The sequence below is a fragment of the Flavobacterium sp. FPG59 genome, assembly GCF_002150205.1.
GTDB lineage: Bacteria > Bacteroidota > Bacteroidia > Flavobacteriales > Flavobacteriaceae > Flavobacterium.
This window is the reverse complement of sequence record NZ_MTCA01000026.1, coordinates 1-25,211: the sequence shown is the minus strand read 5'-3', so window position 1 is coordinate 25,211 and position 25,211 is coordinate 1. Positions and strand designations below refer to the sequence as shown.

At 33.8% G+C, this 25,211-nt stretch carries 21 protein-coding genes; 11 read left to right on the top strand and 10 right to left on the bottom strand.

All coding sequences use genetic code 11. The annotated features are described in order from the left end of the window. Window positions 1–126 precede the first annotated feature (126 nt). From lipA to FPG59_RS04520, 3 genes are all read left to right on the top strand, one after another. Window positions 127–1,026 carry a lipoyl synthase gene (lipA, locus tag FPG59_RS04530; RefSeq protein WP_086453431.1) on the top strand — a complete coding sequence of 300 codons (900 nt, stop codon included), beginning with the start codon at window positions 127–129 and terminating at the stop codon, window positions 1,024–1,026. A gap of 79 nt (window positions 1,027–1,105) precedes the next feature. Next, window positions 1,106–2,098: a type I glyceraldehyde-3-phosphate dehydrogenase gene (gene gap, locus FPG59_RS04525; RefSeq protein ID WP_086453430.1), complete on the top strand. Its 993-nt coding sequence runs from the start codon at window positions 1,106–1,108 to the stop codon at window positions 2,096–2,098. A 25-nt stretch (window positions 2,099–2,123) separates the two neighbouring features. Then, window positions 2,124–4,292, top strand: a complete 2,169-nt coding sequence (locus FPG59_RS04520; protein WP_086453429.1) for an ATP-binding protein — start codon at window positions 2,124–2,126, stop codon at window positions 4,290–4,292. On the opposite strand, the gene FPG59_RS04515 is transcribed toward FPG59_RS04520, so the two are convergent. After that, window positions 4,293–5,105 (bottom strand): purine-nucleoside phosphorylase, encoded by an 813-nt coding sequence (locus FPG59_RS04515; protein ID WP_086453428.1) that lies wholly within the window; start codon window positions 5,103–5,105, stop codon window positions 4,293–4,295. Further along, on the bottom strand, window positions 5,077–6,102 hold the full coding sequence (lpxK, locus tag FPG59_RS04510) for a tetraacyldisaccharide 4'-kinase (RefSeq protein ID WP_086453427.1): 1,026 nt from the start codon (window positions 6,100–6,102) through the stop codon (window positions 5,077–5,079). The genes FPG59_RS04515 and lpxK overlap by 29 nt, the downstream gene beginning before the upstream one ends. 116 nt (window positions 6,103–6,218) lie before the next feature. Between lpxK and FPG59_RS04505 the strand changes: the two genes are divergently transcribed. The 4 genes from FPG59_RS04505 (at window position 6,219) to rluF (ending at window position 9,971) form a co-directional block, all read left to right on the top strand. Continuing rightward, entirely contained in the window at window positions 6,219–7,313 is a 1,095-nt protein-coding gene (locus FPG59_RS04505) for a Nif3-like dinuclear metal center hexameric protein (protein WP_086453426.1), read from the top strand. Between the two features lie 3 nt (window positions 7,314–7,316). Beyond that, window positions 7,317–8,096: a zinc ribbon domain-containing protein gene (locus FPG59_RS04500; RefSeq protein WP_086453425.1), complete on the top strand. Its 780-nt coding sequence runs from the start codon at window positions 7,317–7,319 to the stop codon at window positions 8,094–8,096. Window positions 8,097–8,133: 37 nt separating this feature from the next. Continuing rightward, window positions 8,134–8,979 (top strand): alpha/beta fold hydrolase, encoded by an 846-nt coding sequence (locus FPG59_RS04495; protein WP_176330694.1) that lies wholly within the window; start codon window positions 8,134–8,136, stop codon window positions 8,977–8,979. Between the two features lie 179 nt (window positions 8,980–9,158). Next, a complete protein-coding gene (gene rluF / locus FPG59_RS04490; protein ID WP_086453424.1) occupies window positions 9,159–9,971 on the top strand; it encodes a 23S rRNA pseudouridine(2604) synthase RluF in 813 nt (270 codons plus the stop codon). A 63-nt stretch (window positions 9,972–10,034) separates the two neighbouring features. On the opposite strand, the gene FPG59_RS04485 is transcribed toward rluF, so the two are convergent. The 6 genes from FPG59_RS04485 to ffh all read right to left on the bottom strand — a co-directional run bounded on the left by FPG59_RS04485 (window position 10,035) and on the right by ffh (window position 15,946). After that, the gene (locus tag FPG59_RS04485) at window positions 10,035–11,420 is read right to left on the bottom strand and encodes a DUF4153 domain-containing protein (RefSeq protein WP_086453432.1); all 1,386 of its coding nucleotides are present in this window, start codon (window positions 11,418–11,420) and stop codon (window positions 10,035–10,037) included. Between the two features lie 54 nt (window positions 11,421–11,474). After that, on the bottom strand, window positions 11,475–11,768 hold the full coding sequence (locus FPG59_RS04480) for a transcriptional regulator (protein WP_086453423.1): 294 nt from the start codon (window positions 11,766–11,768) through the stop codon (window positions 11,475–11,477). A 2-nt stretch (window positions 11,769–11,770) separates the two neighbouring features. Then, a complete protein-coding gene (locus FPG59_RS04475; RefSeq protein ID WP_086453422.1) occupies window positions 11,771–12,385 on the bottom strand; it encodes a hypothetical protein in 615 nt (204 codons plus the stop codon). Window positions 12,386–12,478: 93 nt separating this feature from the next. Continuing rightward, entirely contained in the window at window positions 12,479–13,405 is a 927-nt protein-coding gene (locus FPG59_RS04470) for a magnesium transporter CorA family protein (protein WP_086453421.1), read from the bottom strand. Window positions 13,406–13,631: 226 nt separating this feature from the next. After that, window positions 13,632–14,513, bottom strand: coding sequence for a bifunctional 5,10-methylenetetrahydrofolate dehydrogenase/5,10-methenyltetrahydrofolate cyclohydrolase (locus FPG59_RS04465; RefSeq protein WP_086453420.1), 882 nt, complete (start codon window positions 14,511–14,513; stop codon window positions 13,632–13,634). A 74-nt stretch (window positions 14,514–14,587) separates the two neighbouring features. Then, window positions 14,588–15,946 (bottom strand): signal recognition particle protein, encoded by a 1,359-nt coding sequence (gene ffh, locus FPG59_RS04460; RefSeq protein WP_086453419.1) that lies wholly within the window; start codon window positions 15,944–15,946, stop codon window positions 14,588–14,590. A 238-nt stretch (window positions 15,947–16,184) separates the two neighbouring features. On the opposite strand from ffh, the gene FPG59_RS04455 reads away from it, so the two are divergent. The 4 genes from FPG59_RS04455 to FPG59_RS04440 all read left to right on the top strand — a co-directional run bounded on the left by FPG59_RS04455 (window position 16,185) and on the right by FPG59_RS04440 (window position 22,358). After that, window positions 16,185–16,553 (top strand): hypothetical protein, encoded by a 369-nt coding sequence (locus FPG59_RS04455; RefSeq protein WP_086453418.1) that lies wholly within the window; start codon window positions 16,185–16,187, stop codon window positions 16,551–16,553. A gap of 89 nt (window positions 16,554–16,642) precedes the next feature. Next, window positions 16,643–17,758: an efflux RND transporter periplasmic adaptor subunit gene (locus FPG59_RS04450; protein ID WP_086453417.1), complete on the top strand. Its 1,116-nt coding sequence runs from the start codon at window positions 16,643–16,645 to the stop codon at window positions 17,756–17,758. A 19-nt stretch (window positions 17,759–17,777) separates the two neighbouring features. Further along, on the top strand, window positions 17,778–20,906 hold the full coding sequence (locus FPG59_RS04445) for an efflux RND transporter permease subunit (RefSeq protein ID WP_086453416.1): 3,129 nt from the start codon (window positions 17,778–17,780) through the stop codon (window positions 20,904–20,906). A 21-nt stretch (window positions 20,907–20,927) separates the two neighbouring features. Further along, window positions 20,928–22,358 carry an efflux transporter outer membrane subunit gene (locus FPG59_RS04440; RefSeq protein WP_086453415.1) on the top strand — a complete coding sequence of 477 codons (1,431 nt, stop codon included), beginning with the start codon at window positions 20,928–20,930 and terminating at the stop codon, window positions 22,356–22,358. A gap of 91 nt (window positions 22,359–22,449) precedes the next feature. Here FPG59_RS04440 and FPG59_RS04435 read toward each other — a convergent pair whose 3' ends face one another. After that, the gene (locus FPG59_RS04435; protein ID WP_086453414.1) at window positions 22,450–23,082 is read right to left on the bottom strand and encodes an HmuY family protein; all 633 of its coding nucleotides are present in this window, start codon (window positions 23,080–23,082) and stop codon (window positions 22,450–22,452) included. A gap of 20 nt (window positions 23,083–23,102) precedes the next feature. After that, complete coding sequence (locus FPG59_RS04430) at window positions 23,103–25,178, bottom strand: TonB-dependent siderophore receptor (RefSeq protein ID WP_086453413.1); 2,076 nt, start codon at window positions 25,176–25,178, stop codon at window positions 23,103–23,105. Window positions 25,179–25,211 lie beyond the last annotated feature (33 nt).

Genomic DNA, 25,211 nt, shown 5'->3' with positions numbered 1-25,211 from the left:
CCCAAACAATATCCTCTAAAAAATATGTTAAGTAAAATTTTATGCTTTGTATAAGTCTAATTCACGATTTGGTTTTACCCTTTTATAATTCAACTTTAGTTATCTTTGCATTCAGAAAATTGAGATATGGAAAACGTTGTAGAAAACAATTTACTAGAAAAAAACCAAACCAAGGCAGAACACGTCACTGGAAAACCAAAATGGTTAAAAGTGAAACTACCCATTGGTCAAAAATATACTGAACTTAGAGGATTAGTTGACAAATACAGCTTAAATACTATTTGTACATCTGGAAGTTGTCCTAATATGGGAGAATGCTGGGGTGAGGGAACTGCTACCTTTATGATTTTGGGAAATATTTGTACGCGCTCTTGCGGATTTTGTGGTGTAAAAACAGGTAGACCAGAAACTGTTGACTGGGAAGAACCAGAAAAAGTAGCGAGATCTATAAAGATCATGAATATCAAACACGCAGTAATCACAAGTGTTGATCGTGATGATTTGAAAGATGGCGGATCAATCATTTGGATTGAAACTGTAAAAGCTATTCGAAGAATGAATCCAAACACAACACTTGAAACATTAATTCCTGATTTTCAAGGAAACGAAACGCATCTAGACAGAATAGTTGCTGCAAATCCCGAGGTAGTTTCGCATAATGTAGAAACAGTGAGACGCTTGACAAGAGAGGTGCGTATACAAGCAAAATATGATCGTACACTAGAAGTATTGCGTTATTTAAAAGCAAAAGGCATTAACAGAACAAAATCTGGTATCATGTTAGGTCTAGGTGAACTTGAAGAAGAAGTTTATCAAACGTTAAGAGACCTGAGAGACGCTAATGTAGATGTAGTAACAATAGGACAATACCTTCAGCCAAGTAAAAAACATTTACCCGTTAAAGAATTTATAACTCCAGAACAGTTTGCAAAATATGAGGAATATGGTTTATCATTAGGTTTTCGTCATGTAGAAAGCGGACCTCTTGTTAGATCTTCATATAAAGCTCAAAAACATATATTATAGTCAAATGTTATAAAGTCAGAAAGTCGAAAGGCTAGATATCTTGACTTTCTGACTTTGATACTTTAAGACTTTAAAACTTATGATAAGAATTGCAATAAACGGTTTTGGAAGAATTGGTAGAAATCTTTTCCGTTTACTTTTAAATCACCCAACAATTCAAGTTGTTGCCATAAATGATATTGCCGATAAAAAAACAATGGCACATTTAGTAAAATATGATAGCATACACGGTGTGTTACCGCATTCCGTGAGCTATGATGAAACAGGAATACTAGTTGGCGAATCTCATTTTCTTTTTTTTCACGAAAAAAATTTAAAAAACCTAGACTGGAAAAGTTGTTCCATTGATTATGTTATTGAATCAACAGGAAAATACAAGACTTTTGAGGAATTACACACGCATATTCTGGCTGGTGCCAAAAAAGTAATTTTATCTGCACCTTCAGAAACTGATGCAATAAAAACCGTTGTATTGGGCGTTAATGAAGAAATTCTTGACGGCACAGAAACAATAATTTCGAATGCAAGTTGTACTACAAATAATGCTGCCCCAATGATCAAAGTGATTAATGATCTTTGCGGCATAGAACAAGCGTACATTACCACCATTCACTCTTACACAACAGATCAAAGTTTACACGATCAACCTCATAAAGATTTAAGAAGAGCTCGCGGCGCAAGTCAATCTATAGTTCCTACAACAACGGGAGCAGCAAAAGCGTTAACAAAAATATTCCCGGAATTTGAAGGTAAAATAGGCGGATGTGGCATAAGAGTTCCTGTTCCGGATGGATCTTTAACTGATATTACCTTTAATGTGAAAAAAGCCGTCAGTATCAATCAAATAAACGAAGCCTTTAAACACGCCTCTAAAAACACTCTAAAAGGAATATTAGATTATACAGAAGACCCAATTGTATCTGTAGATGTAATAGGGAATAAAAATTCATGTATATTTGATGCACAACTTACTTCTGTAATTGATAAAATGGTAAAAGTAGTAGGTTGGTATGATAATGAAATAGGATATTCATCAAGACTTATTGATTTGATTCTTTTAACATCAAAATAATAATTTTTCAAAAAAAACATGGCAAATGAAATGTTTTTTCTTTTTTGTATTGTTTTTTACTGGTATACTTGCCTCCTACTCCACAGTGAAGGCAGATAGCCTGACCTATTATTACACGCTCAGCAATCAAAATATTAAGGACGATAATTATAGAAATGCTTTGTTTTTTACACAAAAAGCAATACAATTTGCAAAAAAAAACAACCAGAACATAGAGCAAGCACTTCATGAATTCAATTTAGGTAAAATTCTTTATGATTTAAAAAAATATGATGATGCGCTAGTTAGTTTTTTAAAAAGTGCCACACTCAACAATACTTCTACTTCGAATAAAACGAAAGCTGAAAGTTACTACCATATTGGTCTTTGCTACATGGCCAAAGAGAATTATAAAGAAGCATCCCTCTATTTTAACAATGCCGAAAATTTATTCAAGGTTTTAAAAACCACAAATAAAATTCTTGAAGTAAAACTCCAAAAAGGCCTTATTAATCGGTTCAATGGAAAAACTCAAGAGGCTATGACTATTTTTAAATCTATTATTTACATGCCTGAAGTCTCTGTTTTAGAGGATTTAAAAGCAAAGACTTTATATCAAATAGGCACTATAGAATCACAGTACAACAGAAATAATTTGGCAATTGCCTACCTAAAAAAGGCTCTTAACACTAATAATAAAATCAATAATATTGAATTAAAGACATCTATAGTACTAGCATTAAGTACCGTTTATGACAAAACATTAGATAAAAATTTAGCATACCAATATTTAAAACAATATTTAAAACTAAAAGAAGAGTTAACTTTTCTCAATAATAAAAGACTTGGAGTTGATGATTACGCTAAATTTAAAGAATCGGAACGTCTTAAAGAACAAAATCAATTCAAAATTCAAAAAGAAGAAGAACTAAAATCAAAAAAAATATCAAAAATCATTAGTATACTTGCTATTGCTTTAATTACAATCTTATCTTTATTAAGCCTTTCTCTTTATAAAAACAATAAAATTAGAACCAAATCAAATCAGCTCTTAAAGGATAAAAACAAAGAACTAGAGATTGCTAAAAACAAAGTTGAAAAAGCATCTCAAGCCAGATCTGAGTTCCTTTCTACGGTAAGTCATGAACTGAGGACTCCGCTCAATGCAATCAACGGGATCACCCATTTACTTCTTGAAGAAGATCCTAAAAAAAACCAAATAGATTACCTTTCCTCCTTAAAATTTTCTGGTGATTACCTGACTAAGTTTATCAATGAAATTTTAGAAATTAACAAAATAGAATCTAACAAAACGGAAATAGAAGAAATTCCCTTTAATTTAAAACAACTTCTTATCAACATCAAGCAATCTCTCAAGGAGTTAGCCATCGTAAACAACAATGATTTCAAATTAGATGTTGATTATTCCATCCCCGATTTTCTCATTGGTGACCCAACTAAACTCTCTCAAATCATTTTGAACCTGATTAATAATGCGCTAAAATTTACAAAAAATGGAGTAGTAAATGTGGTAGCAAAACTCAATAATCTAGAGGATAATTATGCTACATTGGATTTTGAAATTATTGATACTGGAATAGGCATACCAGCAGAAAAACTAGAAAGTGTTTTTGATAGTTTTTCACAAGGCTCTATTGAAGTTAATAGGAAATATGGAGGTACTGGACTTGGGCTAACAATTGTAAAAAAATTAATAACCATTCTAGGAGGTGAAATACACCTTAAAAGCACTGTGAATAAAGGATCTACATTCTCATTTCAATTAAAATTTGAAATAGGAAAAAAACCCATAGATATAGTTTCTACAAGCAAGCAAAATTATGAATCCAAACTTATCAATAAGAAAATATTATTAGTAGAGGACAATAAAATCAACCAAATGATCACCACAAAAATGCTTTTTAATAAAAAAGTAATTTGCGAAGTGATTGACAATGGTGAAGAAGCTATCGAGCTTTTAAAAATTTCAAAATTTGACTTGATTTTAATGGATGTTCATTTACCAGGAATAAACGGAACAATAGCTACAGAAACCATTAGAAAATTTGACACTATAACTCCTATTATAGCTCTTACTGCTATATCTCTTGATGAAAATAGAGAAATGCTTTTATCTTTTGGTATGAACGATGTAATTACTAAACCGTTCATACCCGAAGTTTTTTATTCCATAATTGCTGATCACCTAAAGTAATTAATAATTCAAAATCAGTTCTTTTATTAAACTACGAACTTGTGGTTCGGCCTCTTTTGCTGCTTCTAGAACTTCATCATGAGAAATTGTTCCTATACTTTCAGCATCACCCATATCTGTAATAACAGAAATCCCAAAAGTTTCTAAATCCATGTGTCTAGCCACAATAACCTCTGGAACAGTAGACATTCCAACACAATCAGCGCCTAAAATTTTTACCATTTTATATTCTGCTAGAGTTTCAAATGTAGGTCCTTGCAAACCAAGGTAAATACCTTCATGTGTTACAATATTCAATTCTTCAGCAATTTGAGTTGCTTTTGCAATCATTTTTCGAGAATAAGGCTCACTCATATTAACAAAACGAGGACCAAAACGTTCATCATTTTTCCCTCTCAAAGGATGCTCTGGAGTCATATTAATGTGATCCGTAATCATCACAATAGATCCTACTCTATAACTCGGGTTTACTCCTCCTGATGCATTAGATACAATAAGTTTATCAACACCCAAGAACTTCATTACACGTACCGGAAAAGTAACTTCGGTCATAGAATAACCTTCATAAAAGTGAAAACGACCTTGCATGGCGACTACTTTTTTACTCCCAATAGTCCCAAAAACAAGAGCCCCTTTATGACCTTGAACTGTTGAAACAGGAAAATTAGGAATTTCATGATACGGTAAAGTAAAATCAACCTGCATATCACTAGTAAAACTTCCTAATCCTGAACCTAGAATAACACCATATTCTGGAGTAAAATTAACTCTCTCTTGTATGAAACTAACTGTTTCTTGTACTTGTTCCCACATAATCTAAAATTGTTTTATTAAAATTCTCACCACCTGATATAAATGAACATGTTATACCCAAGTAAAACAGCTGTTCCCCTGAGAAATGTTCCTTCAAACGCACATAATCCTTTTCGGTGGTAATAATTTTATTGTTTTGCGCTATTTTTTTTATTTCTAAAACTTCACTATCTGTAAAATCATGATGATCAGGGTATGCTAAGCAAACATCACCCTCTTCTTTAATGGCATCAAAAAATGAATCAGGCTTTGCAATACCAGCAATCAAAACTTTCTTTACACCTTTTAACTTATCTCTATTGATCTTACAATTATGACCCAAAAAATAAGAATCATAGTTAATATAAGTGAAAAATAATTCTTGATGATCATTAACTTTAAGTCTAGTTCGCAATCTACTTTGTTCCTCTAAACTCAAGTTTTCAGGACATTTTGTAACAATTACTATGGATGCTCTTTTCGCACCAACTTTTAGTTCTCTTAAATTCCCTGTGGGCAACATACAATCATCAGCATACAAATCTCCGTAGGCTGTTAGTAAAATATAAAACCCCGCTTTTACCTTTCGGTGTTGGTAAGCATCATCTAACAAAATAACATCGGGCTTTTGAGATGATTGCATTAACTGCTCTATTCCGTTTTTTCTATCGGCATCTACAGCCACTTGAATTGTTGGGAATTTACTAAAAAATTGAAACGGTTCATCACCCAAAATTTTTGCACTGGTTCCGGCTTGCGCCAAAATATATCCTGAGGACTGTCTTTTATATCCTCTACTCAATGTAGCTACCTTATAATTATTATTAAGTAAACGGATCAAATATTCTATTTGAGGAGATTTTCCAGTACCTCCAACACTTAAATTCCCAACGGCAATAACAGGCACATCAAAAAAAGTAGCCTTCAGTACTCCAATATCATATAAAAAGTTACGAATACTAGTGACCAAGCCATACAAAACGGCAAACGGAAACAGTATTTTTCTCAGTAATTTCATTTTACGAAAGTAGAATAAATTATCTTTGAATTAAAAATCTAGTACAGATTTCAGCAATTATAAAATATCTTTAAAATTTAAATAAACCGAAATCTACTTCTATCCGTATCAAGAACATGAAAATCAAAGAAATAATTTACGTACTCGAAGAAATGGCTCCCACTGCCTATGCCGAAGATTTTGATAATGTAGGATTACTTGTAGGTGATCAAGAGGCTGAAGCTAGCGGAATTTTAGTTTGTCATGATGCTCTGGAGGCTATTATAGATGAAGCTATTGCAAAAAAATGCAATCTTGTAGTTTGCTTTCATCCCATTTTATTTTCTGGATTAAAAAAGATAACCGGAAAAAATTATATAGAGCGCGCCATCATCAAAGCCATAAAAAACGATATCGCTATATATGCCGTTCATACTGCTCTAGACAACCATCAAGAAGGTGTCAATAAAATTTTTAGTGATGCTCTAGGGCTAATCAATACAAAAATCCTGATTCCTAAAGAGCAATTTATTCGAAAACTAGTGACTTACGCCCCGCTTGACAATGCCGAAATCGTTCGGTCTGCTTTATTTGTAGCAGGCGCTGGCAACATAGGCAATTATGAAAACTGTAGTTTTAGCTCTACTGGAACGGGAACTTTCAGAGGCAATCAAAACAGCAATCCTGTAGTAGGAGACCGTCATGAACTTGTTCAAAGCACCGAAGTCAAAATAGAAGTGACTTATGAGAAACATTTGGAACGCAAAATTCTTACTGCTCTATTTAACAGCCACATTTATGAAGAAGTTGCTCATGAAATATACACCCTGCAAAACAAACATCAAAACATTGGCTTAGGAATGATAGGCGAACTTCAAGAACCCATGCAAGAAACTGAATTTCTTACCTTTGTAAAAAAGCAAATGGAATGTGGTGGTATCAGACATTCTAGTTTTACGGGTAATAAAATAAAAAAAGTAGCCGTACTTGGTGGAGCTGGAAGTTTTGCTATTTCAAATGCAATTCAAGCTGGAGCAGATGCTTATTTAACAGCTGATTTAAAATACCATCAGTTTTATGAAGCAGAAAACAAGCTCCTTTTAGCAGATATTGGACATTTTGAAAGCGAACGCTATACAAAAAATTATATTGTAGAGTATCTTCGAAAAAAAATCCTTAATTTTGCAATTATTTTATCAGAAGAAAATTCAAATCCAGTTAAGTACTTATAGAATATGGCGAATACAAAAGAATTAAGTGTTGAGGACAAGTTAAGAGCAATTTACGATTTACAACTTATTGACTCTAGAATTGACGAAATCAGAAACGTAAGAGGAGAACTGCCTTTAGAGGTAGAAGATCTTGAAGATGAAGTGGCTGGTTTAAGCACACGTTCAGAAAAATTAAAAGGAGAACTTGAAGTTATTGAAGACCTTATTAAAGCTAAAAAAATAGCTATTGATGAGCACAAAGAGTCTATCAAAAAATATACAAAACAACAGGAAACGGTTCGTAACAATAGAGAATTTAACTCTTTGACAAAGGAAGTAGAGTTTCAAGAACTTGAAATTCAATTGGCTGAAAAGCAAATCAAAGAAATGAAAGCTTCAATTGAGCATAAGAAAGAAGTAATTGCAGGCTCAAAAGAAAAATTAGAATCAAAATCAAACCACTTAAAACATAAAAAATCAGAATTAGATGCTATTCTTGCTGAAACAGCAAAAGAGGAAGCATTCTTATCTGAAAAATCTATCGAATTCCAAAACTTAATCGAGGAGCGTTTGTTAAATGCTTACAAAAGAATAAGAGGAAGCGTTCGTAATGGATTAGCTGTAGTTTCAATAGAAAGAGGTGCATCAGCAGGTTCTTTCTTTACTATTCCACCACAAACGCAAGTTGAAATTGCTTCTAGAAAAAAAATCATTACTGATGAACACTCTGGAAGAATACTAGTAGACAGCGTTCTTGCAGAAGAAGAAAAAGAGAAAATGGAACAATTGTTCTCAAAAATATAATACCTTTAAAGTCCCGATAACATCGGGACTTTTTTTTATGATCAAGCAGATATTCTATACTATTTTTACCAAGTCAGTGGGTACCTACATCAACATACTCAGCTACCTTGCCCCAACAAAAGCAGTACAACTCGCCTACAACTTGTTCAGTAAACCTCGTGATGGAAAGTTACAAGTTGATCAATTACCCACCGTACTGCAACAAGCACAAACCCAGACACTCTCATTTCAAGATCAAAAAATACAAACCTATACTTGGCCTGGCAACAGTCATGTTATTTTATTAGTACACGGTTGGGAGAGCAACTCCTCTCGCTGGGAAAAGCTCTTGCCTTACCTCACTAAAACCGGCAGCACCATCGTAGCACTTGACGGTCCTGCACATGGACTCTCCAGTGGCACCACATTCAATATTCCGCATTATGCCGAATTTTTACACCAAGTGGTACAGCATTTTCAACCACAAACTTTGATCGGACACTCCCTAGGCGGCAAAACCTGCTTGTACTACCAGTCCGTTTACCAAAGCGACGACTTAAAAAAAATGGTTATCCTTGGCGCACCAAGCGATTTCAAAATAATATTAGACAATTATATCGCGTTGTTAAGCCTCAATTCTAGAATTTTAAATGGCCTAAAAAAATATTATCGTGATGTTTTTCAACTTAATACAGATGAGTTTGCAGGGCAACATTTTGCAAAAAACATACTAACCCAAGGCTTTCTTGCCCATGATGAGCAAGACCAAGTAGTGCTCATTCATGAAGGCAACAAAATCGCCGCAACCTGGAAAAACGCTACTTTCATCACCACAACTGGACTCGGCCACAGCATGCACGACCACAATTTATACGAAAAAATTAGTCAGTTCATTCAAAATTAGGGCGTGCCGCCGCGGCGACCAGGCTATTCGCTGCAATCTTTTTTGGGCAAAAAAAGCCCTAAAAAAGGATTTTCGCTGCTAACCTTCACGCAAATCCGTCGTAAAGTTGATAAGTTCGTTTTACAAGCAATCTCAAAATCAATAGCTATTATAAATTGCAAATTCATTACTTTTGCAGCATGGAAGATCAATTAAAACGCCTCAATAAATTCATTGGCGAAACAGGTTTTTGCAGCCGCCGCGAAGCTGATAAAATCATCGAAGAAGGACGAGTAACAATCAATGGTGTTGTACCTGAATTAGGGACCAAAGTAGCACCTCATGACGAAGTACGTATTGACGGCAAATTAATTCGTGAAAAAACAGAAAAATCAGTATATCTTGCCTTTTACAAACCAGTAGGTATAGAGTGTACCACAAACCTTGATGTACACAACAATATTGTAGATTATATAAATTATCCAAAGCGCATCTTCCCAATTGGGCGTTTAGACAAAGCCAGTGAAGGTTTGATTTTCATGACTAATGATGGTGACATTGTCAATAAAATATTGCGTGCGCGCAACAATCACGAAAAAGAGTATACCGTTACTGTTAACAAACCCATCACTGATCGTTTTATTGAAAGAATGGGAAATGGTGTACCTATTTTAGACACCGTTACTAGAAAATGTAAAGTAGAGCAAATTAGTAAATTCACTTTCAAAATCATCCTAACACAAGGTTTAAACCGCCAAATCCGTAGAATGACAGAATATCTTGGCTATGACGTGACCGCCTTAAAACGCATTCGAATTATCAATATTTCACTGGATGTTCCTGTGGGCCGCTACCGTGATTTGACTGATGCCGAAATAAAAGAACTTAACGCACTTATTGAGCCATCTAGCAAAACAGAAGAGGCTAGTTTACCAAAAGTAGAAACACCAAGAAAACGTACAGAATTTATAAAAAGAGACGATCCTAGGTTTAAGAAACGTGGGGATTATTAAAAAGAAAATCCCATTCTAGTTACAAAATTTCTCGAACTAGAATGGGATTTGTATTTAATAGAATTACTTAGTATTCACAAACTCATAATAAAAAGCTTTCGAAAGAAAAGAGCGTTCTTGATTTTTTAAAATTTCCTTTTCCCTAATTATTTCATTGTATTGACCATCTAATTTGTTTTCTTGAATAAATTTTCTACGCATTTCATCATTAAAATTTAAGCCTGATAAAAATACAGGTTCAACCCCTTTATTAACTTCAATATTATAATAAGTAATTATAGCGCCCCAATTAACAAAACTGGTTAATAAAACTATCCCATAAAAACCCCACATCATTTGATTGAAAAGAAAAGCATTTGTTTTTTGCTTTGCAATTTTCAGGTACGAAATAATCAATCCTATTATTGCTAAAATCAAGAAAGCAAACACACCTAATCTTTTGTAGGTCAATCCATAAAATGAAATATACTCAGTGTTTTTGATTATGGTACAAACTATTAAAATTCCATTTAAAACAATCCAAATCTTGGCTAATTTTTTAAGGTATATCGCTTTTTCATCAAAGTTAAAGCCACCTTTGAAGTAAAACAAGATTACACCAACTGCCATGATAATTGATAAAATTACAGCATTTACTCGTTCATGTGTATCCGAACTTAAACTTGATTTTTTAACCACTTCAAAAAACTGCTCATAGTTATAAGTTACAATGAAAACCAATAGCAATGCATTCAAAAGAAAGAACGTAATCTCTCCACTTCTTCTCTCGAAATCAATATCCAAAAACAAAAATGAGTTTTTATTTTGAATCTTGTCGACGTCATCAAAATTATTGTCTAATAAACTATTCTTTTCGTAGCAAATCTCTGGTATCCAATAATTCCAGAAAGTGAATGAAATAAAAAATCCCAAAGCAAAAATTACAATTGCTTGCCAAACATCGATATCTAAATAATAACCGGTAAACAGAGACAAAAAATGATCACTTGCAAATGAGTATACTACTAAAAACAATCCAAGAAATAGAAGTGGAATAACAAAGTAAGCTATCAGTTTTTTTATAAAACCATTATTGATTCTACGCTTAGGAAGGTATTGACTAAACATGAATATACGGCCTAAAGAGGTAATTCCGTTGAACAAAACCAAAGGAAAAGCTTGTAACAATTTCAGTTTAGGTTCTTGAGTTTTGAATTGTAAAAAGATAATTGATAGAGACATTGCACAAAACGACGGAAAATCGCCATACCAAGCAAACGCAAAACAAGACAAAACCGATGCAACCACTAACAGCAAATGTATTCTACTGGTAAACTTCTCTTGGAAAAAATAGCATATTAATCCGATTTGTACAATCCCAAATAGAGCCCAATTAAGCCCCAAATCTTCGTTGTAAAAAAGCAATGTAAAAACCAAAGTGCTGGCTAAAATAAAATGTAGTTTTTTCATAATCATAAATTTAAAAGTACTTTGTATTTCAAAGTAAAAAGTTAAAAAAAAGGGTTATTTAGATTTGAATAATTTTTCAAGACTATTTAAGTGGGAAACAAAAGCAGCTCTGCCCATATTGGTCACTCGATACGAGGTTTTTGGTTTTTTACCCACAAATTCTTTTTTGATTTCGATATAGCCTGATTTCTCTAAAGAAGAAGAATGACTCGCTAAGTTTCCATCAGTAGTATTTAATAATGCCTTCATCTCTGTAAAATCGATCCAATCGTTTACCATCAATACAGACATTAATCCTAATCGGATTCGACTTTCGAAATCTTTATTTAATTTATCGATAATACCCATGATTATCTGTATTTTTTAAACATAATTGTTCCGTAAACTATGTGTAGAATTCCAAAACCAAGGGTCCAAAAAATCAATCCATATCCTAGAAAAAATAAAGATACACACCCAAGAAATAATTGAAAATATCCTAAATATTGAATATCTGAATACGTATACTTACCCGCATTTACCAATGCTAATCCGTAAAAAAGTAAAGTAGCTGGCGCTAAAAAAGCGAAAAGACCATGATATATTAAAGCTAGACAAAAGACGCCACCAACTGCTAAAGGTATTGATAATTGCAAAAGCATCACTTTTGTGGTAGAAGTCCAAATTGGTAAATTATTTTTCTTGCTCTTTTTAAAAGTGAATAGAAATCCAGAAAGAAGAGCAAGAACTAAAATTACAATCCCCACTACAATTAGTTTGTAAATCAAATCAACACTGTACACTTTCTCCAATCCATCAAAATAAGACATCTCATTTGACTCAAACAAAAAAGCAGCATAACCCGCACCAAGTAGCGCAAAGACTCCTGCAAAAACACCTGACAATCCGCTAAGGGAAATAAACCTTGAAGAACGTTCCATCATGGAACGAATGTGAACTAAATCTTCTTGAATATTTTGACTCATAATAAAAGTACTTTGAATTACAAAGTTATTGTTTTTAATGTATAATCCAAGAAAAGGAAGAAGAAAAAATATTTTTTTTTTAAATAATGTTTCTTAAAACCATCTTTTCTTTTTGAACAAAAATACTCCAAAGCACGAAAGCATAATAGATACTGCAATTACAATCCAGATGTCATAGCGGTTATTCTCTAAATCGTTGGGAACATTCATACCGTATAAACTGGCAATCAAGGTGGGAATCATCAAAATAATCGAAATTGAAGTCATTTGCTTCATAATCGTATTCATATTATTTGATATCACAGAGGCGTATGCATCCATTGTACCCGTTAAGATGTCACTATATATATTGGTGGTTTCTTGGGCTTGGCGCAATTCTATTTCCACATCTTCTAGTAATTCCAAATCAAAATGCTCTTTTTGAGATTTGATATTCTTGATCCGATGCAGTAAAATATCATTGCCTTTCAATGAAGTCATAAAGAAAACCAAACATTTTTCTATTTGGAGTAAAGCCTGTAATTCTTCGTTTTTGATTGATTTTTCTAGATTATCCTCGGCTAATTTTATCTTTTGATTGACTTGTTTCAAGTATTTTAAAAACCAAACACTAGAGGATAACAATAGCTTGAGCACCAAATCAAAGTTGTCCTTAATATCGATTTTTTTACGTTGGGTGTAAATCACAAAATCAGAAAGCATTTCTGTTTTATGAAAACTAATGGTGATACAAACTTCACTTTTGAAAACAACACCAACAGGAATCGTATGAAAAGGCAACTTTACATCGTTGCTTTTCACAGGAATTCGCATGATAATCAAAGTCCAACCATTTTCAATTTCTATCCGTGGTCTTTCGTCAATATCTTCAATGTCATTATAAAATGCTTCGGGAATTTGTAATTCTTCAAGTAAATATTTTTTTTCTGCTTGGGTAGGACATTCAATATTGATCCAGCAGTTTGGAGTCCAATTAGTAGTGACACTTAATCCGTTGTTGTTTTTGTAAAAAGCTCTCATTTCAAAATTCTATAGGTTTATGTATAGCCTCTTGAAAATTGTTCAAGTGCTACATTAGTTTAACATTTCCGAATAATAATCGTCCATTACCATTTATTTTTTAGTGGTGCAAAAGTATTCTTTAAATTTAGATTATAGCGTTTTGCTAGGTTTATTTTAAGGTCTTCTTAAGACAAAAAAAAAGCCCCAAAAATAAAATTTGAGGCTTCTAATCATTAAAAAATATTTATTTATTTCTTTTCATTTCCCTTGCCAAGAGTGTATTTTTGAGCAACATGGCAATCGTCATAGGTCCCACTCCACCAGGAACTGGGGTAATAAAAGATGCTTTTTTGCTTACTTGATCAAAATCTACATCACCGGTGATCACATATCCTTTTTCGTGGCTTTCGTCAGGAACGCGAGTAATACCTACGTCAATTACAACTGCTCCTTCCTTCACCATTTCTGCTTTCAAATAATTGGGAACTCCCAAAGCTGTGATTATAATATCAGCCTGAATAGTAATTTCTTCTATATTTTTGGTGTAACTATGCGTAAGTGTCACTGTTGAGTTCCCTGGAAAACCTTTGCGTCCCATCAAAATACTCATTGGTCTGCCTACAATATGGCTACGCCCAATAACTACCGTGTGTTTTCCTTTTGTTTCTACTCCGTAGCGATCTAGCAATTCTAGAATACCAAATGGAGTTGCAGGAATAAAAGTAGTCATATCCAATGCCATTTTCCCAAAGTTCTCCGGATGAAAACCATCTACATCTTTACTTGGATCTACTGCCATTAAAACTTTTTGCTCGTCAATTTGTTTTGGTAAAGGCAATTGCACAATAAATCCGTCAATTTGATCGTCTTCGTTTAATTCTTTGATCTTTTTAAGCAATTCAATTTCTGTAGTGGTGTTGGGCATTTTAATCAAAGTAGACTCAAATCCTACTCTTTCGCAGGCTTTTACCTTACTACCCACATAAGTTAAACTTGCGCCATCATTCCCTACAATTAGGGCTGCCAAGTGGGGAACTTTTTCACCATTGGCTTTCATTTTTTGTACTTCAACAGCAATTTCGCTTTTGATGTCTTCTGCTGTTTTTTTTCCGTCTAGTAGTTGCATTGTTGTTTTGTTTAATATAGTAAAGACAAAAGTCTTAAAATCATTGCGACTTTAAGACTCTCTTTTTAAATTCTTTATTTCATTCCTGGCATTCCCGGCATTCCGCCTTTCATTCCGCCCATCATTTTCATTAGGTTTTTTCCGCCTGGACCTTGCATCATTTTCATCATTTTGCTCATTTGGTCAAACTGTTTCATCAGCTGATTTACTTGCTCAATTTTGGTTCCTGAACCTTTTGCAATTCTTGCCTTTCTTTTTACATCAATCACAGCTGGTTTACTTCTTTCAATTGGAGTCATCGAATAAATAATAGCTTCAATGTGTTTGAAAGCGTCGTCTTCAATTTCTACATCTTTCATGGCTTTTGAAGCACCTGGTATCATTCCTACCAAGTCTTTCATGTTACCCATTTTCTTTACTTGCTGAATTTGAGAAAGGAAATCATCAAAACCAAATTCATTTTTAGCAATTTTCTTTTGGATTTTTCTTGCTTCTTCTTCATCGAATTGCTCCTGAGCTCTCTCCACAAGGGAAACAACGTCACCCATTCCTAAAATTCGCTCCGCCATACGTACAGGATAGAAAACATCAATAGCTTCCATTTTCTCTCCAGTACCTACAAACTTAATAGGCTTATTTACAACTGTTTTAATAGATAAAGCAGCTCCACCACGGGTATCACCATCTAATTTTGTTAAGATAACACCATCAAAATTCAATCTGTCGTTGAAGGCTTTTGCTGTATTTACGGCATCTTGACCTGTCATTGAATCAACTACAAACAAGGTTTCTTGTGGTTGAATCGCTTTATGCACGCGTTCAATCTCGTTCATCATTTCTTCATCCACAGCCAAACGACCAGCGGTATCCACAATGACAACATTAAACCCATTTGCTTTAGCATGTTTGATTGCGTTTTGAGCAATTTCAACTGGATTTTTATTTTCTGGTTCTGAATATACCTCAACACCAATAGAATCTCCAACAACATACAATTGTTGAATAGCCGCAGGACGGTAAATATCACAGGCAACCAATAATGGTTTTTTGTTTTTCTTAGTCAAAAGATAATTGGCTAATTTTCCAGAGAAAGTAGTTTTTCCAGAACCTTGTAATCCAGACATCAAAATAACAGATGGATTACCTGATAAATTAATTCCGGCTACATCGCCACCCATTAATTCAGTCAATTCATCTTTGACTAACTTAACTAATAACTGCCCTGGCTGAAGCGTAGTTAATACATCTTGACCTATCGCTTTTTCTTTTACTTTGGTAGTAAAATCTTTGGCAATTTTAAAGTTAACATCGGCGTCAAGTAAAGCACGTCGAACTTCTTTTAAAGTATCTGCAACGTTTACTTCGGTTATTTTTCCGTGACCTTTTAATATATGGAAGGCTTTATCTAGTTTTTCGCTTAAATTATCGAACATAGTTGGCTTTATTTTTTGAAATGCAAAGATAGACTAATTAGGAAATTAGGCAATCCCATACTTAAATTTTTGAAACATAATAAAAGTGATTTTTACACGCTGATTTGTGCTTTGGTTTGGGTAAAATGCCAAAAGATAAATCAGAACAAATGCGTACTTCAGACAAAAGTTAAATAATCTGTAATTATTGTGATGAAGAAAAAGCATTGTTAAAAATTAAATACATTTGCATTATAAAATGAAAACAAACAAATTCAATAGCTTTACTATTAAAATTACACAAGCAATAGCTGTGTGTCTCTTTGTATTTGTATGTCTTGTTGAGCCTAGTAGATCTTTTACTACTGCAATACTCGATCATTATGAAAAAGTTAGGATCAGCAATGAACTTCCCTTGCAAACTAATGATAAGGAAACTACAAACCCAGAAAACAACGTAGTACTCTCAATAGAACTAGAAGATATTACCGATTTGTATTTTACCAAAGTAATTTTAAACTTTAAACTTCCGCTTGAGAAAAACTCTCAATCCCTTGTATACAATTACAGTGAATCTGGCAATCGTCAGCATCACTTAGACGTGCTGTCACCCCCACCAAATATATGATAAAATTGCAACAATCCAGGTTTTTCATTATTCAATGAATACCCTTTTATTATTGTTTTTATTTTAAATTTTATCCAATATATCTTTCAATGAAAAAATTCGAATTATTGATTGGTGTCACTTTATTGTTGGTCCTATTACTTGCTTGTGATTCCAAAAAAAATGAAAAAAGAGCTATAAACAGCTACCCGACTACAACACCTATCGTTGTTGACACCTTATTAACTAGTGAATATGTTGCAGAAATCCAATCATTACAAAATGTAGAAATAAGAACCAAAATTAATGGGTTTATAGAAAAAATTCATGTTGATGAAGGAAAGCTTGTAAAAAATGGTCAATTACTATTTACTTTGAACAGTCAAACTTTTCAAAAAGACCTTTTAAAAGCCAAAGCAATGCTTAAAAGTGCCATTGCTGAAGCCAAAAATGCGGAGCTTGATCTACAAAACGTAAAACTGCTTTCATCTAAAAATGTGGTTTCAAAGACAGAACTCGAAAAAGCACAAGCAAACTACGCTGCTGCCCTAGCACGTGTAGAGGAGCACAAAGCAAATCAAGAAAGTGCTGCCATTCAGCTATCAATGACAAAAATTAAAGCACCATTTGACGGTATTATCAACAGAATTCCATTTAAAATAGGCAGTTTAGTTAATGAAGGAACACTACTCACATCCATATCAAACAACAACCAAGTCTATGCTTATTTTAATGTATCTGAAAAAGAATATTTACAAATAAAAGAACAACGCACAGAGAAAAATCACGATGACATTACTCTTTTATTAGCAAATAACAAACCTCATGAACACAAAGGCACCATTGAAACTGTTGAGGGTGAATTTGATCAAAATACGGGTAACATTGCCTTTAGAGCTCGATTTTCAAATCCAAAATTACTCTTAAAACACGGCTCAAGTGGTAAGATCCAAATTTCAAATACTGTGAACAATGCATTAATAATTCCGCAAAAAGCCACTTTTGAAATACAAGACAAACAATATGTATATGTGTTAGACAAAAAAAACATAGTGCGATCAAGAAGCATTGAAGTTCAGCAACGTTTACAACATCTATATATCATTAAATCTGGATTAACAGTTAATGACAAGTTGATCTATGAAGGGATTCAAAATCTTAAAGAAGGTGATTCAATAAACCCTCAATTGATAGCCATGAAAGAGGTTATGTCAAAACTTAAATAAAGACTTAATAGATAAAGATATGTTTTCAAAATTTATTCACAGACCAGTACTTTCCATAGTAATTTCACTGCTGATAGTACTGCTAGGAGTTGTGTCTCTTACACAATTACCTATGACGCAATTTCCTGATATTGCACCACCTGAAGTTACTGTTACCACCAAATATACTGGAGCTAATGCTGAGGCTTGTGTAAAGGCAGTAGTAGTTACATTAGAAAGAGCCGTAAATGGAGTTCCCGGTATGGCCTATATGTCTTCGGTTTCAGGAAATGACGGAACAAGTGTTATCAATATTATTTTTAAGGCAGGTACCGATCCAGAAATTGCCGCCGTAAATGTCCAAAACAGAGTTTCGGCAGTACTCGATGAATTGCCTGAAGAGGTAATAAAATCAGGTGTAATTGTAGAAAAAGTACAAAACAGTATGCTTTTGTACTTAAACGTATTGAGTTCTGATCCCAACCTAGATGAGAAATTTTTATACAACTTTGCAGATATTAACATCCTACCAGAATTAAAAAGAATTGAAGGTGTGGGATTTGCTGACATCATGGGACAAAGAGAATACGCTATGCGTGTGTGGTTGAATCCCGTTAAAATGGCAGCCTATAAAATTTCTACTGAAGATATTGTACAAAGTTTAAAACAGCAAAACATTGAAGCAGCACCAGGAAAGATCGGTGAAAGCTCAGGGAAGGTTGAACAATCTTTGCAGTATGTAGTAAAATATGCCGGAAAGTACAATACAAAAGAACAATATGAAAATGTTGTTATCAAACGTGATTTTCAAGGAGAATTACTCCGTTTGAAAGATGTAGCTGATATCGAATTTGGCTCACTTGATTATGATGTGTTATCCAAAGAAAACGGAAAACCATCAGCTGCAATTGTTTTAAAACAAAGACCCGGAAGTAACGCAAGTGATGTAATTCAAAACATCAAAACAAAAATGGATGAGTTACAAAAATCATTTCCGGCAGGAATATCATATACCTATAGTTATGACGTATCTAATTTTCTTACTGCTTCAATTGAAGGGGTATTATTTACTCTCGTAGAAGCTTTCTTGCTTGTTGCCTTAGTAGTATTTATATTCTTGGGGGATTTTAGATCAACTGTTATCCCAGCTATAGCAGTACCTATTTCATTGGTAGGAACTTTCTTTTTCATGCAATTGTTTGGCTTTTCAATAAATTTAATCACCCTATTCGCCCTTGTATTAGCCATAGGTATTGTGGTGGATAATGCCATTGTTGTGGTGGAAGCAGTTCATGCCAAGATGGAGGAATTACATATTGATGCCAAAGCAGCAACAGAGCAGGCCATGAAAGAAATTGGCGGAGCAATTATAGCTATTACATTAGTGATGTCGGCAGTTTTTATTCCCGTAGCATTTTTGCCAGGTCCTACTGGAGTATTTTACAAACAATTTTCAATAACAATGGCAATTGCAATTGTGCTATCAGGTATTAGTGCTCTTACATTAACACCAGCGCTCTGCGCCATGTTGTTAAAAAATACACATGGAACCATTCGTAAAAAAACAATTATTAATCGCTTTATTGATAAATTCAACGAAAAATATAATTTATTAGCCGCACGATACCGAAAACTAATAGAACTTATTGTAAACCGCCGAGTTGTTACGGGACTAGTGCTTCTGTTTTTTTGTTTCGCAACCGTGGGATTAGGCAACGTAGTTCCGTCTGGGTTTATCCCAAATGAGGACCAAGGAACCATTTACGCTAGTATAACAACCCCATCAGGTGCTACACTTGAACGATCAGAAGATGTAGTTGATGCCATTCAAAAAATAGCTTTACAAGATAAAAATGTCTCTTCGGTTTCAACCTTAGCGGGATACAACTTCCTGACTGACGGTACCGGAGCTTCATACGGAATGAACTTAATTAGTTTGAAAAGTTGGGAAGAACGCAACGGAAAAACTGACCAAGATGTAATCAACGAGTTAAAAGATAAAACAACTCACATTAAGGATGCTAAAATAGAGTTTTTCACGCCTCCGCCGGTCCCCGGTTATGGCAACTCGAGCGGATTTGAATTGCGAATATTAGATAAAACTGGAAAAGGAGACTTAAAAAAATTGGAGGAAGTTGCTACCAATTTTGCCAATGAACTGAACAAAAACGAGGCTATACGAAATACGTTTTCATCATTTGATGCCAGTTTCCCGCAGTTTATGGTAAATATTGACAATGCCAAAGCAGCTCAAAAAGGAGTAAATATAAAAGAAGTACTTGGAACTCTACAAACCTATTTGGGTAGTGATTACGCCACAAATTTCATTCGATTCAATCAAATGTATAAAGTAATGGTCCAGTCCTCACCTGAGTTTAGAGCTAAACCAGAAGATATTTTAAAACTTTACACCAAGAATCTTGAGGGTGAAATGGTAGCTATGTCTTCTTTTCTTTCTATTGAAAAAGTGTATGGCCCTGAGCAAATTACCCGCTATAACATGTATCCTGCAGCAATGCTAAATGGAGAACCTATGAAAGGCTACAGTAGTGGTCAAGCCATTACAGCTATTAAAAAAATAGCCGAAAAAAAACTCCCAAAAGGATATGGCTATGACTGGGGCGGCTCATCAAGAGAACAAGCTAATGCAGGGAACGAGGCCATCTTTATTTTTCTTATTTGTTTGTTATTTATCTACTTGTTGCTGGCGGCGCAATATGAGAGTTTTTCACTTCCATTTGCTGTAATTCTCTCCTTGCCTACCGGAGTTTTTGGAGCCTTCTTTTTACTAGCTGCTTTGGGGCTTGAAAATAACATTTATGCTCAAGTTGCAATGATTATGCTCATCGGACTGCTTGGCAAGAACGCCATATTAATTATAGAATTTGCCATCTTAAAAAACAAAGAGGGATTGCCGCCATTCGAGGCCGCCATTGAAGGAGCTGTTGCCAGATTAAGACCTATTTTAATGACCTCGTTTGCATTTATTGCAGGGCTTATTCCGCTTATGATTGCCACTGGAGCCGGTGCAATTGGAAACAAAACAATTGGTACCGCTGCAGCTGGCGGAATGCTCTTTGGGACTGTTTTTGGAATTATAATTATTCCTGGCTTGTACTTTATTTTTGCCAGTATTTCCGAAAGATTTTCAAAAAAAACTACTAACTAAGTCTATTCATCTTTTAAGATTATGAATCCAATAAAAAAAATAGTGTTATTCGCATTTTTACTCCTTTTGTGTATTAGTTGTAAAACGATTGCGATAATAAATGAAAAAGAGAAAATCAATTTACCTGAAAGTTACGTTGGTGGAAAAGACAGCATAACTTCGGGTAATTTAAAATGGCAGGTGTTTTATAAAGATCCAAATTTGAAAAAACTAATTGATCTAGCGCTTGCCAACAATTATGATCTATTAACTGCTTTACAAAAAATTGAAATTGCCCAAAATCAGTTTAGATTGAAAAAAAGTGAACTGTTCCCAAGCGTAAATGCAGGTGCAGGTGTTGCGCAACGAAAATTTGGTCTTTTTACCATGGATGGAGCTGGAAATGCTTCAACAAATATTAGGGAAAATCAAATTGTACCAGAGCATCTTCCAGATTATCAAATAGGGTTTAACACGAGTTGGGAAGCTGATGTATGGGGCAAAATCAAAAATCAAAAAAAAGCAGCTCTAGCGCGTTACGGCAGTAGCATTGAGGCAAAACACGCCCTTCAATCTATTCTTGTTGCTGAAATAGCATCTACCTATTACGAGTTGCTAGCACTAGACAATGAACTTGATATCATTAAAGAAACCACTGCTTTACAGCAGGCAGCACTAGATATCATTAAAGTAAAAAAAGATGCCGGTTTATTTAATGAATTAGCAGTAAAACAGTTTGAAGGCCAAGTGCTAAACTCAAAATCATTTGAATTACAAATCGTACAAATTATTAAGCTTACAGAAAATCACTTGAATGCGTTATGTGGCAGATTCCCTCAAACCATAGAGAGAGACAAATTACAATTCAATACAATTCAAGATGATTTAACATTGGGAGTACCCTCTCAATTATTACGCTTAAGGCCTGATGTTCGTGAAGTAGAATTAGAACTAGTAGCAACAAAATTTGATTTACAAGCAGCTAAAGCAGCTTTTTACCCTTCGTTTACCATGACTGGAAACATTGGTTTTCAAGCTTTTCAATCTGCTTTATTATTTCAAACGCCAGAATCTTTTGCATATTCTATTTTAGGCGGATTGAGTGCTCCATTATTAAACAGAAGAGCTATAAAAGTGCAATTTCAAAATGCCAAAGCAAATCAAACAGAGCAGTTACTTAAATATCAAAAAACAATTTTAAACGGATATATTGAAGTTGCAAATGAATTATCCAACTTAGAAAATCTGAAAAATATTTACGATTTAAAAGTTAAAGAAGTTGATGCGTTAGAAAAATCAATTGAAACGGCAAACGATTTATTTCGATCTGGGCGCGCAACCTATCTAGAGGTTTTAACGGTTCAAAAAACAGCTTTAGAATCTAAAATTGATTTACTTAACACCAATAAATCAAGGCATTTAGCTTCTATAAAACTATACAAATCACTAGGCGGTGGATGGCAATCTGAATAAAACAAAAAGAGGCTGAAATAAACAGCCTCTTTAATTCAAAAAAAAAATAAAAAAATCAACTAAAATGAATTCAAGGTAAACAGTTTTACCTCTAGAAAGAGGTTGAACTGTTGTTTTGATAAACGAATTTAAAAGTATAAAATCGAGGTATAGAAGTCGCATCAGGAGATGAAGGTGCATCTTTATAATAACTTAAAATTTCGAATTTAGCATATTTACCATCGTGTGTTTTTACTACGTATACTTTACCTGCTTTGGCAGAAATAATATGCGATATATCATTATAATCATACCATGAATTAATACCCGAGGTAGGAAAGGAATAGGTTTTATCACCATCTTGAACAAATGTATTCGCAGCTGGAATAGCTGTAATACTGCTTAATGACCCCGTTACAATACTTACAGCTGCAACACCTTTTCTAGATGGTTCTTCGTTAAGACCAATCAATGAGCCTCCGTTAACAATTATTTTTGTCCCTCTAAAAGCGATATCCCAAGCATCATTTGTAACAACTGCATTTTGAGAAAAACTAAATTTGGTGAACGACCCTCCTTCTGGTTGTCCTTGACCACCTGTTTGTGGAGCTGGTACATTTGAAACTGTTTTTGTCTCAAGTACTACTACTTTTTGTGGAGCATCATCCTTATCACATGAAATAAAGGTTGCAAAGATTGCCACAACTACGATTGTAAAAAAAGAGGTTGAAAATGTGTTTTTCATAATAAAAATATTAAAAAGTGTTAAAAATTAAATTGTAATCTTGTAAAAAGTAAACGCCCCGAAAGTGTGCTAATTTCTTGTGGATTTGTAAAATCAAAAAGATTGTTGACACCTGCTTGTAGCGTAAACTTTTGTAGCATTTTTTTTGAAGCAGAAATATTGATCGTTGTAAAAGCATTTACAAAGTCATCGTATTTATCTAAAACTTGATTGTTATTAGAATCCCATAAACCATACTTACTTTTATAAAAAACTTGTAAATTGAAATCGGTTTTTAACTTTGGCACAGCATAATAAAACTTTAAATTTGCCGTATTTTTCGAACGATTGAATAACCCAAAATAATCTACTTTTTTAATTTGGAAAGATTCTAATGTTACAGGATCTCGGGCGTATACTGTACCTTTTTCAACAGCTTTGACTACCGACTCGTCTTTAGCAATTAAGTATTGGTAACCAATAGAAACATTAAATTGCTTAGAACAATTATAAGTAGAATTGAATTCAAGACCATAGGTAAAAATTTGGTCAACATTAAAGTAACTAAATACGTTTTGTCCATTATTCTTTTGTGCGGCAACTCTTGTATCGATGAGATTTGATATCGAATTGTAAAAAAAATTGGTCTCCACTTTTAATTTTTCCTTTTGATAAAAGCTCCCCAAATTTAGATTTACGGAACTTTCTGGTTCTAATGGATTTTCAAAACTAATTCCAGGTATTCTGTTCAGCAGCTGTCCCTGCTTTTCTAAAACATTTAATTGTGATTCTGCTACATTATATCCCAGCACGGTATATCCTACTGAGGAATTTGTAAAATCGAAATATAATTGTCGAAAATCAGGCGCTTTAAAACCATAACCTACAGATGTTTTGAAAGATAAACTAGGATTGACTTTGTAATTTACAGCAAATTTAGGGCTCCATTGAGAGGCAAACTGGCTATTATTGTCATACCGAATTCCTAGCAAAAAATTGACTTTCTCCGTTGGATTAAAATCCAATTGTGAAAAAACATATTGAGATTGAACAGCCACTTTTGTAGCAAAATAAGTTCTATCTAAGGATTCATGATTGAAACCCGCACCTGCTATTATTTTATTTTTTTTCCAATTAAACAAGGCTCTAATTTCTGGACGATACAACCATTGATTGTAATAATTTTGTTCAAAAAGTATATTTTCAGGACTATTCAAGAAAGAATTATTTTTGTAATTTGTGGCATACAATTCATAATCTACTTGTACATTAGAACCCCATTTTTGTTCTAATTTTGAATGTAAATCCCATTCTAAAATTGTTGCATTACCAGCATAATTAATGTTATTTATGATCGTTTTATATTCTTGCAATTGATTGTAAAAACGTGTCCCAAAGGTAAATTTTACATTTTTTGAAAAATCCCAAAACACTCTGGGTTGTATAGTGGTGTTTTGATAAGGCTCTACTGTTTTCAATTCCGTTTTTGGATCTAAATCATAGCCATTTGAGGAAAAATAATTGGTGAAAAGTGTTGCCGAAATTTTTTCCTTTTTCCAATTCAAATTCAGATTTACATCATTTGTATTCCAACTAGCGTATCTAAAGGATCCATTTCCCGAAGTATTATTGTGTGTTGGCTTTTTAGTTATGATGTTAATTACACCCGCTAAAGCTTCAGAACCATACAAAGACGAAGAAGCTCCTTTTACAATTTCTATTCGATCAATATTTCCCACACTTATTCGGGACAAATCAAATGTTCCTGCACTCCTTCCTACAAGAGGAACCCCATCCATTAAAATTAAAATATATGCTGCATCAAGACCTTGCATTTGTAATCCTTCCACTCCTCCAAAATCTGATGTTAGATGAAGTCCTGTTTGTTGTGCTAAAATTTCATCTAATCGTGTCACGCCAGCCTTTTCTATAGTAGCCGCAGATATAATATGTGTAGGAAGTGGTAAAGTAGCAATCAATCTTTTTGTTCGTGTTGCTGTTACAACAACTTCATCCAAATGTTCCTGTTTTAAAGAATCAATTGACTGTTGACCTTGAGAGTAACACGCTAATGAGAGTAAAGGAAAGCCTATTTTTAATATTCTATTTAGAAGCATTCTTAATAATTTCAGCAAATGTAAATATTATTT

Bases quoted from the DNA above. Each gene is read 5' to 3' on its own strand.
- FPG59_RS04445 (WP_086453416.1), top strand. From the start codon at position 17,778: ATGTTTTCAAAATTTATTCACAGACCAGTACTTTCCATAGTAATTTCA.
- gap (WP_086453430.1), top strand. From the start codon at position 1,106: ATGATAAGAATTGCAATAAACGGTTTTGGAAGAATTGGTAGAAATCTT.
- FPG59_RS04470 (WP_086453421.1), bottom strand. From the start codon at position 13,405: ATGAGAGCTTTTTACAAAAACAACAACGGATTAAGTGTCACTACTAAT.
- FPG59_RS04485 (WP_086453432.1), bottom strand. From the start codon at position 11,420: ATGAAAAAACTACATTTTATTTTAGCCAGCACTTTGGTTTTTACATTG.
- FPG59_RS04520 (WP_086453429.1), top strand. From the start codon at position 2,124: ATGAAATGTTTTTTCTTTTTTGTATTGTTTTTTACTGGTATACTTGCC.
- rluF (WP_086453424.1), top strand. From the start codon at position 9,159: ATGGAAGATCAATTAAAACGCCTCAATAAATTCATTGGCGAAACAGGT.
- FPG59_RS04455 (WP_086453418.1), top strand. From the start codon at position 16,185: ATGAAAACAAACAAATTCAATAGCTTTACTATTAAAATTACACAAGCA.
- FPG59_RS04430 (WP_086453413.1), bottom strand. From the start codon at position 25,178: ATGCTTCTAAATAGAATATTAAAAATAGGCTTTCCTTTACTCTCATTA.
- FPG59_RS04475 (WP_086453422.1), bottom strand. From the start codon at position 12,385: ATGAGTCAAAATATTCAAGAAGATTTAGTTCACATTCGTTCCATGATG.
- ffh (WP_086453419.1), bottom strand. From the start codon at position 15,946: ATGTTCGATAATTTAAGCGAAAAACTAGATAAAGCCTTCCATATATTA.
- FPG59_RS04440 (WP_086453415.1), top strand. From the start codon at position 20,928: ATGAATCCAATAAAAAAAATAGTGTTATTCGCATTTTTACTCCTTTTG.
- FPG59_RS04435 (WP_086453414.1), bottom strand. From the start codon at position 23,082: ATGAAAAACACATTTTCAACCTCTTTTTTTACAATCGTAGTTGTGGCA.
- lpxK (WP_086453427.1), bottom strand. From the start codon at position 6,102: ATGAAATTACTGAGAAAAATACTGTTTCCGTTTGCCGTTTTGTATGGC.
- FPG59_RS04495 (WP_176330694.1), top strand. From the start codon at position 8,134: ATGATCAAGCAGATATTCTATACTATTTTTACCAAGTCAGTGGGTACC.
- FPG59_RS04515 (WP_086453428.1), bottom strand. From the start codon at position 5,105: ATGTGGGAACAAGTACAAGAAACAGTTAGTTTCATACAAGAGAGAGTT.
- FPG59_RS04480 (WP_086453423.1), bottom strand. From the start codon at position 11,768: ATGGGTATTATCGATAAATTAAATAAAGATTTCGAAAGTCGAATCCGA.
- FPG59_RS04505 (WP_086453426.1), top strand. From the start codon at position 6,219: ATGAAAATCAAAGAAATAATTTACGTACTCGAAGAAATGGCTCCCACT.
- FPG59_RS04450 (WP_086453417.1), top strand. From the start codon at position 16,643: ATGAAAAAATTCGAATTATTGATTGGTGTCACTTTATTGTTGGTCCTA.
- FPG59_RS04465 (WP_086453420.1), bottom strand. From the start codon at position 14,513: ATGCAACTACTAGACGGAAAAAAAACAGCAGAAGACATCAAAAGCGAA.
- lipA (WP_086453431.1), top strand. From the start codon at position 127: ATGGAAAACGTTGTAGAAAACAATTTACTAGAAAAAAACCAAACCAAG.
- FPG59_RS04500 (WP_086453425.1), top strand. From the start codon at position 7,317: ATGGCGAATACAAAAGAATTAAGTGTTGAGGACAAGTTAAGAGCAATT.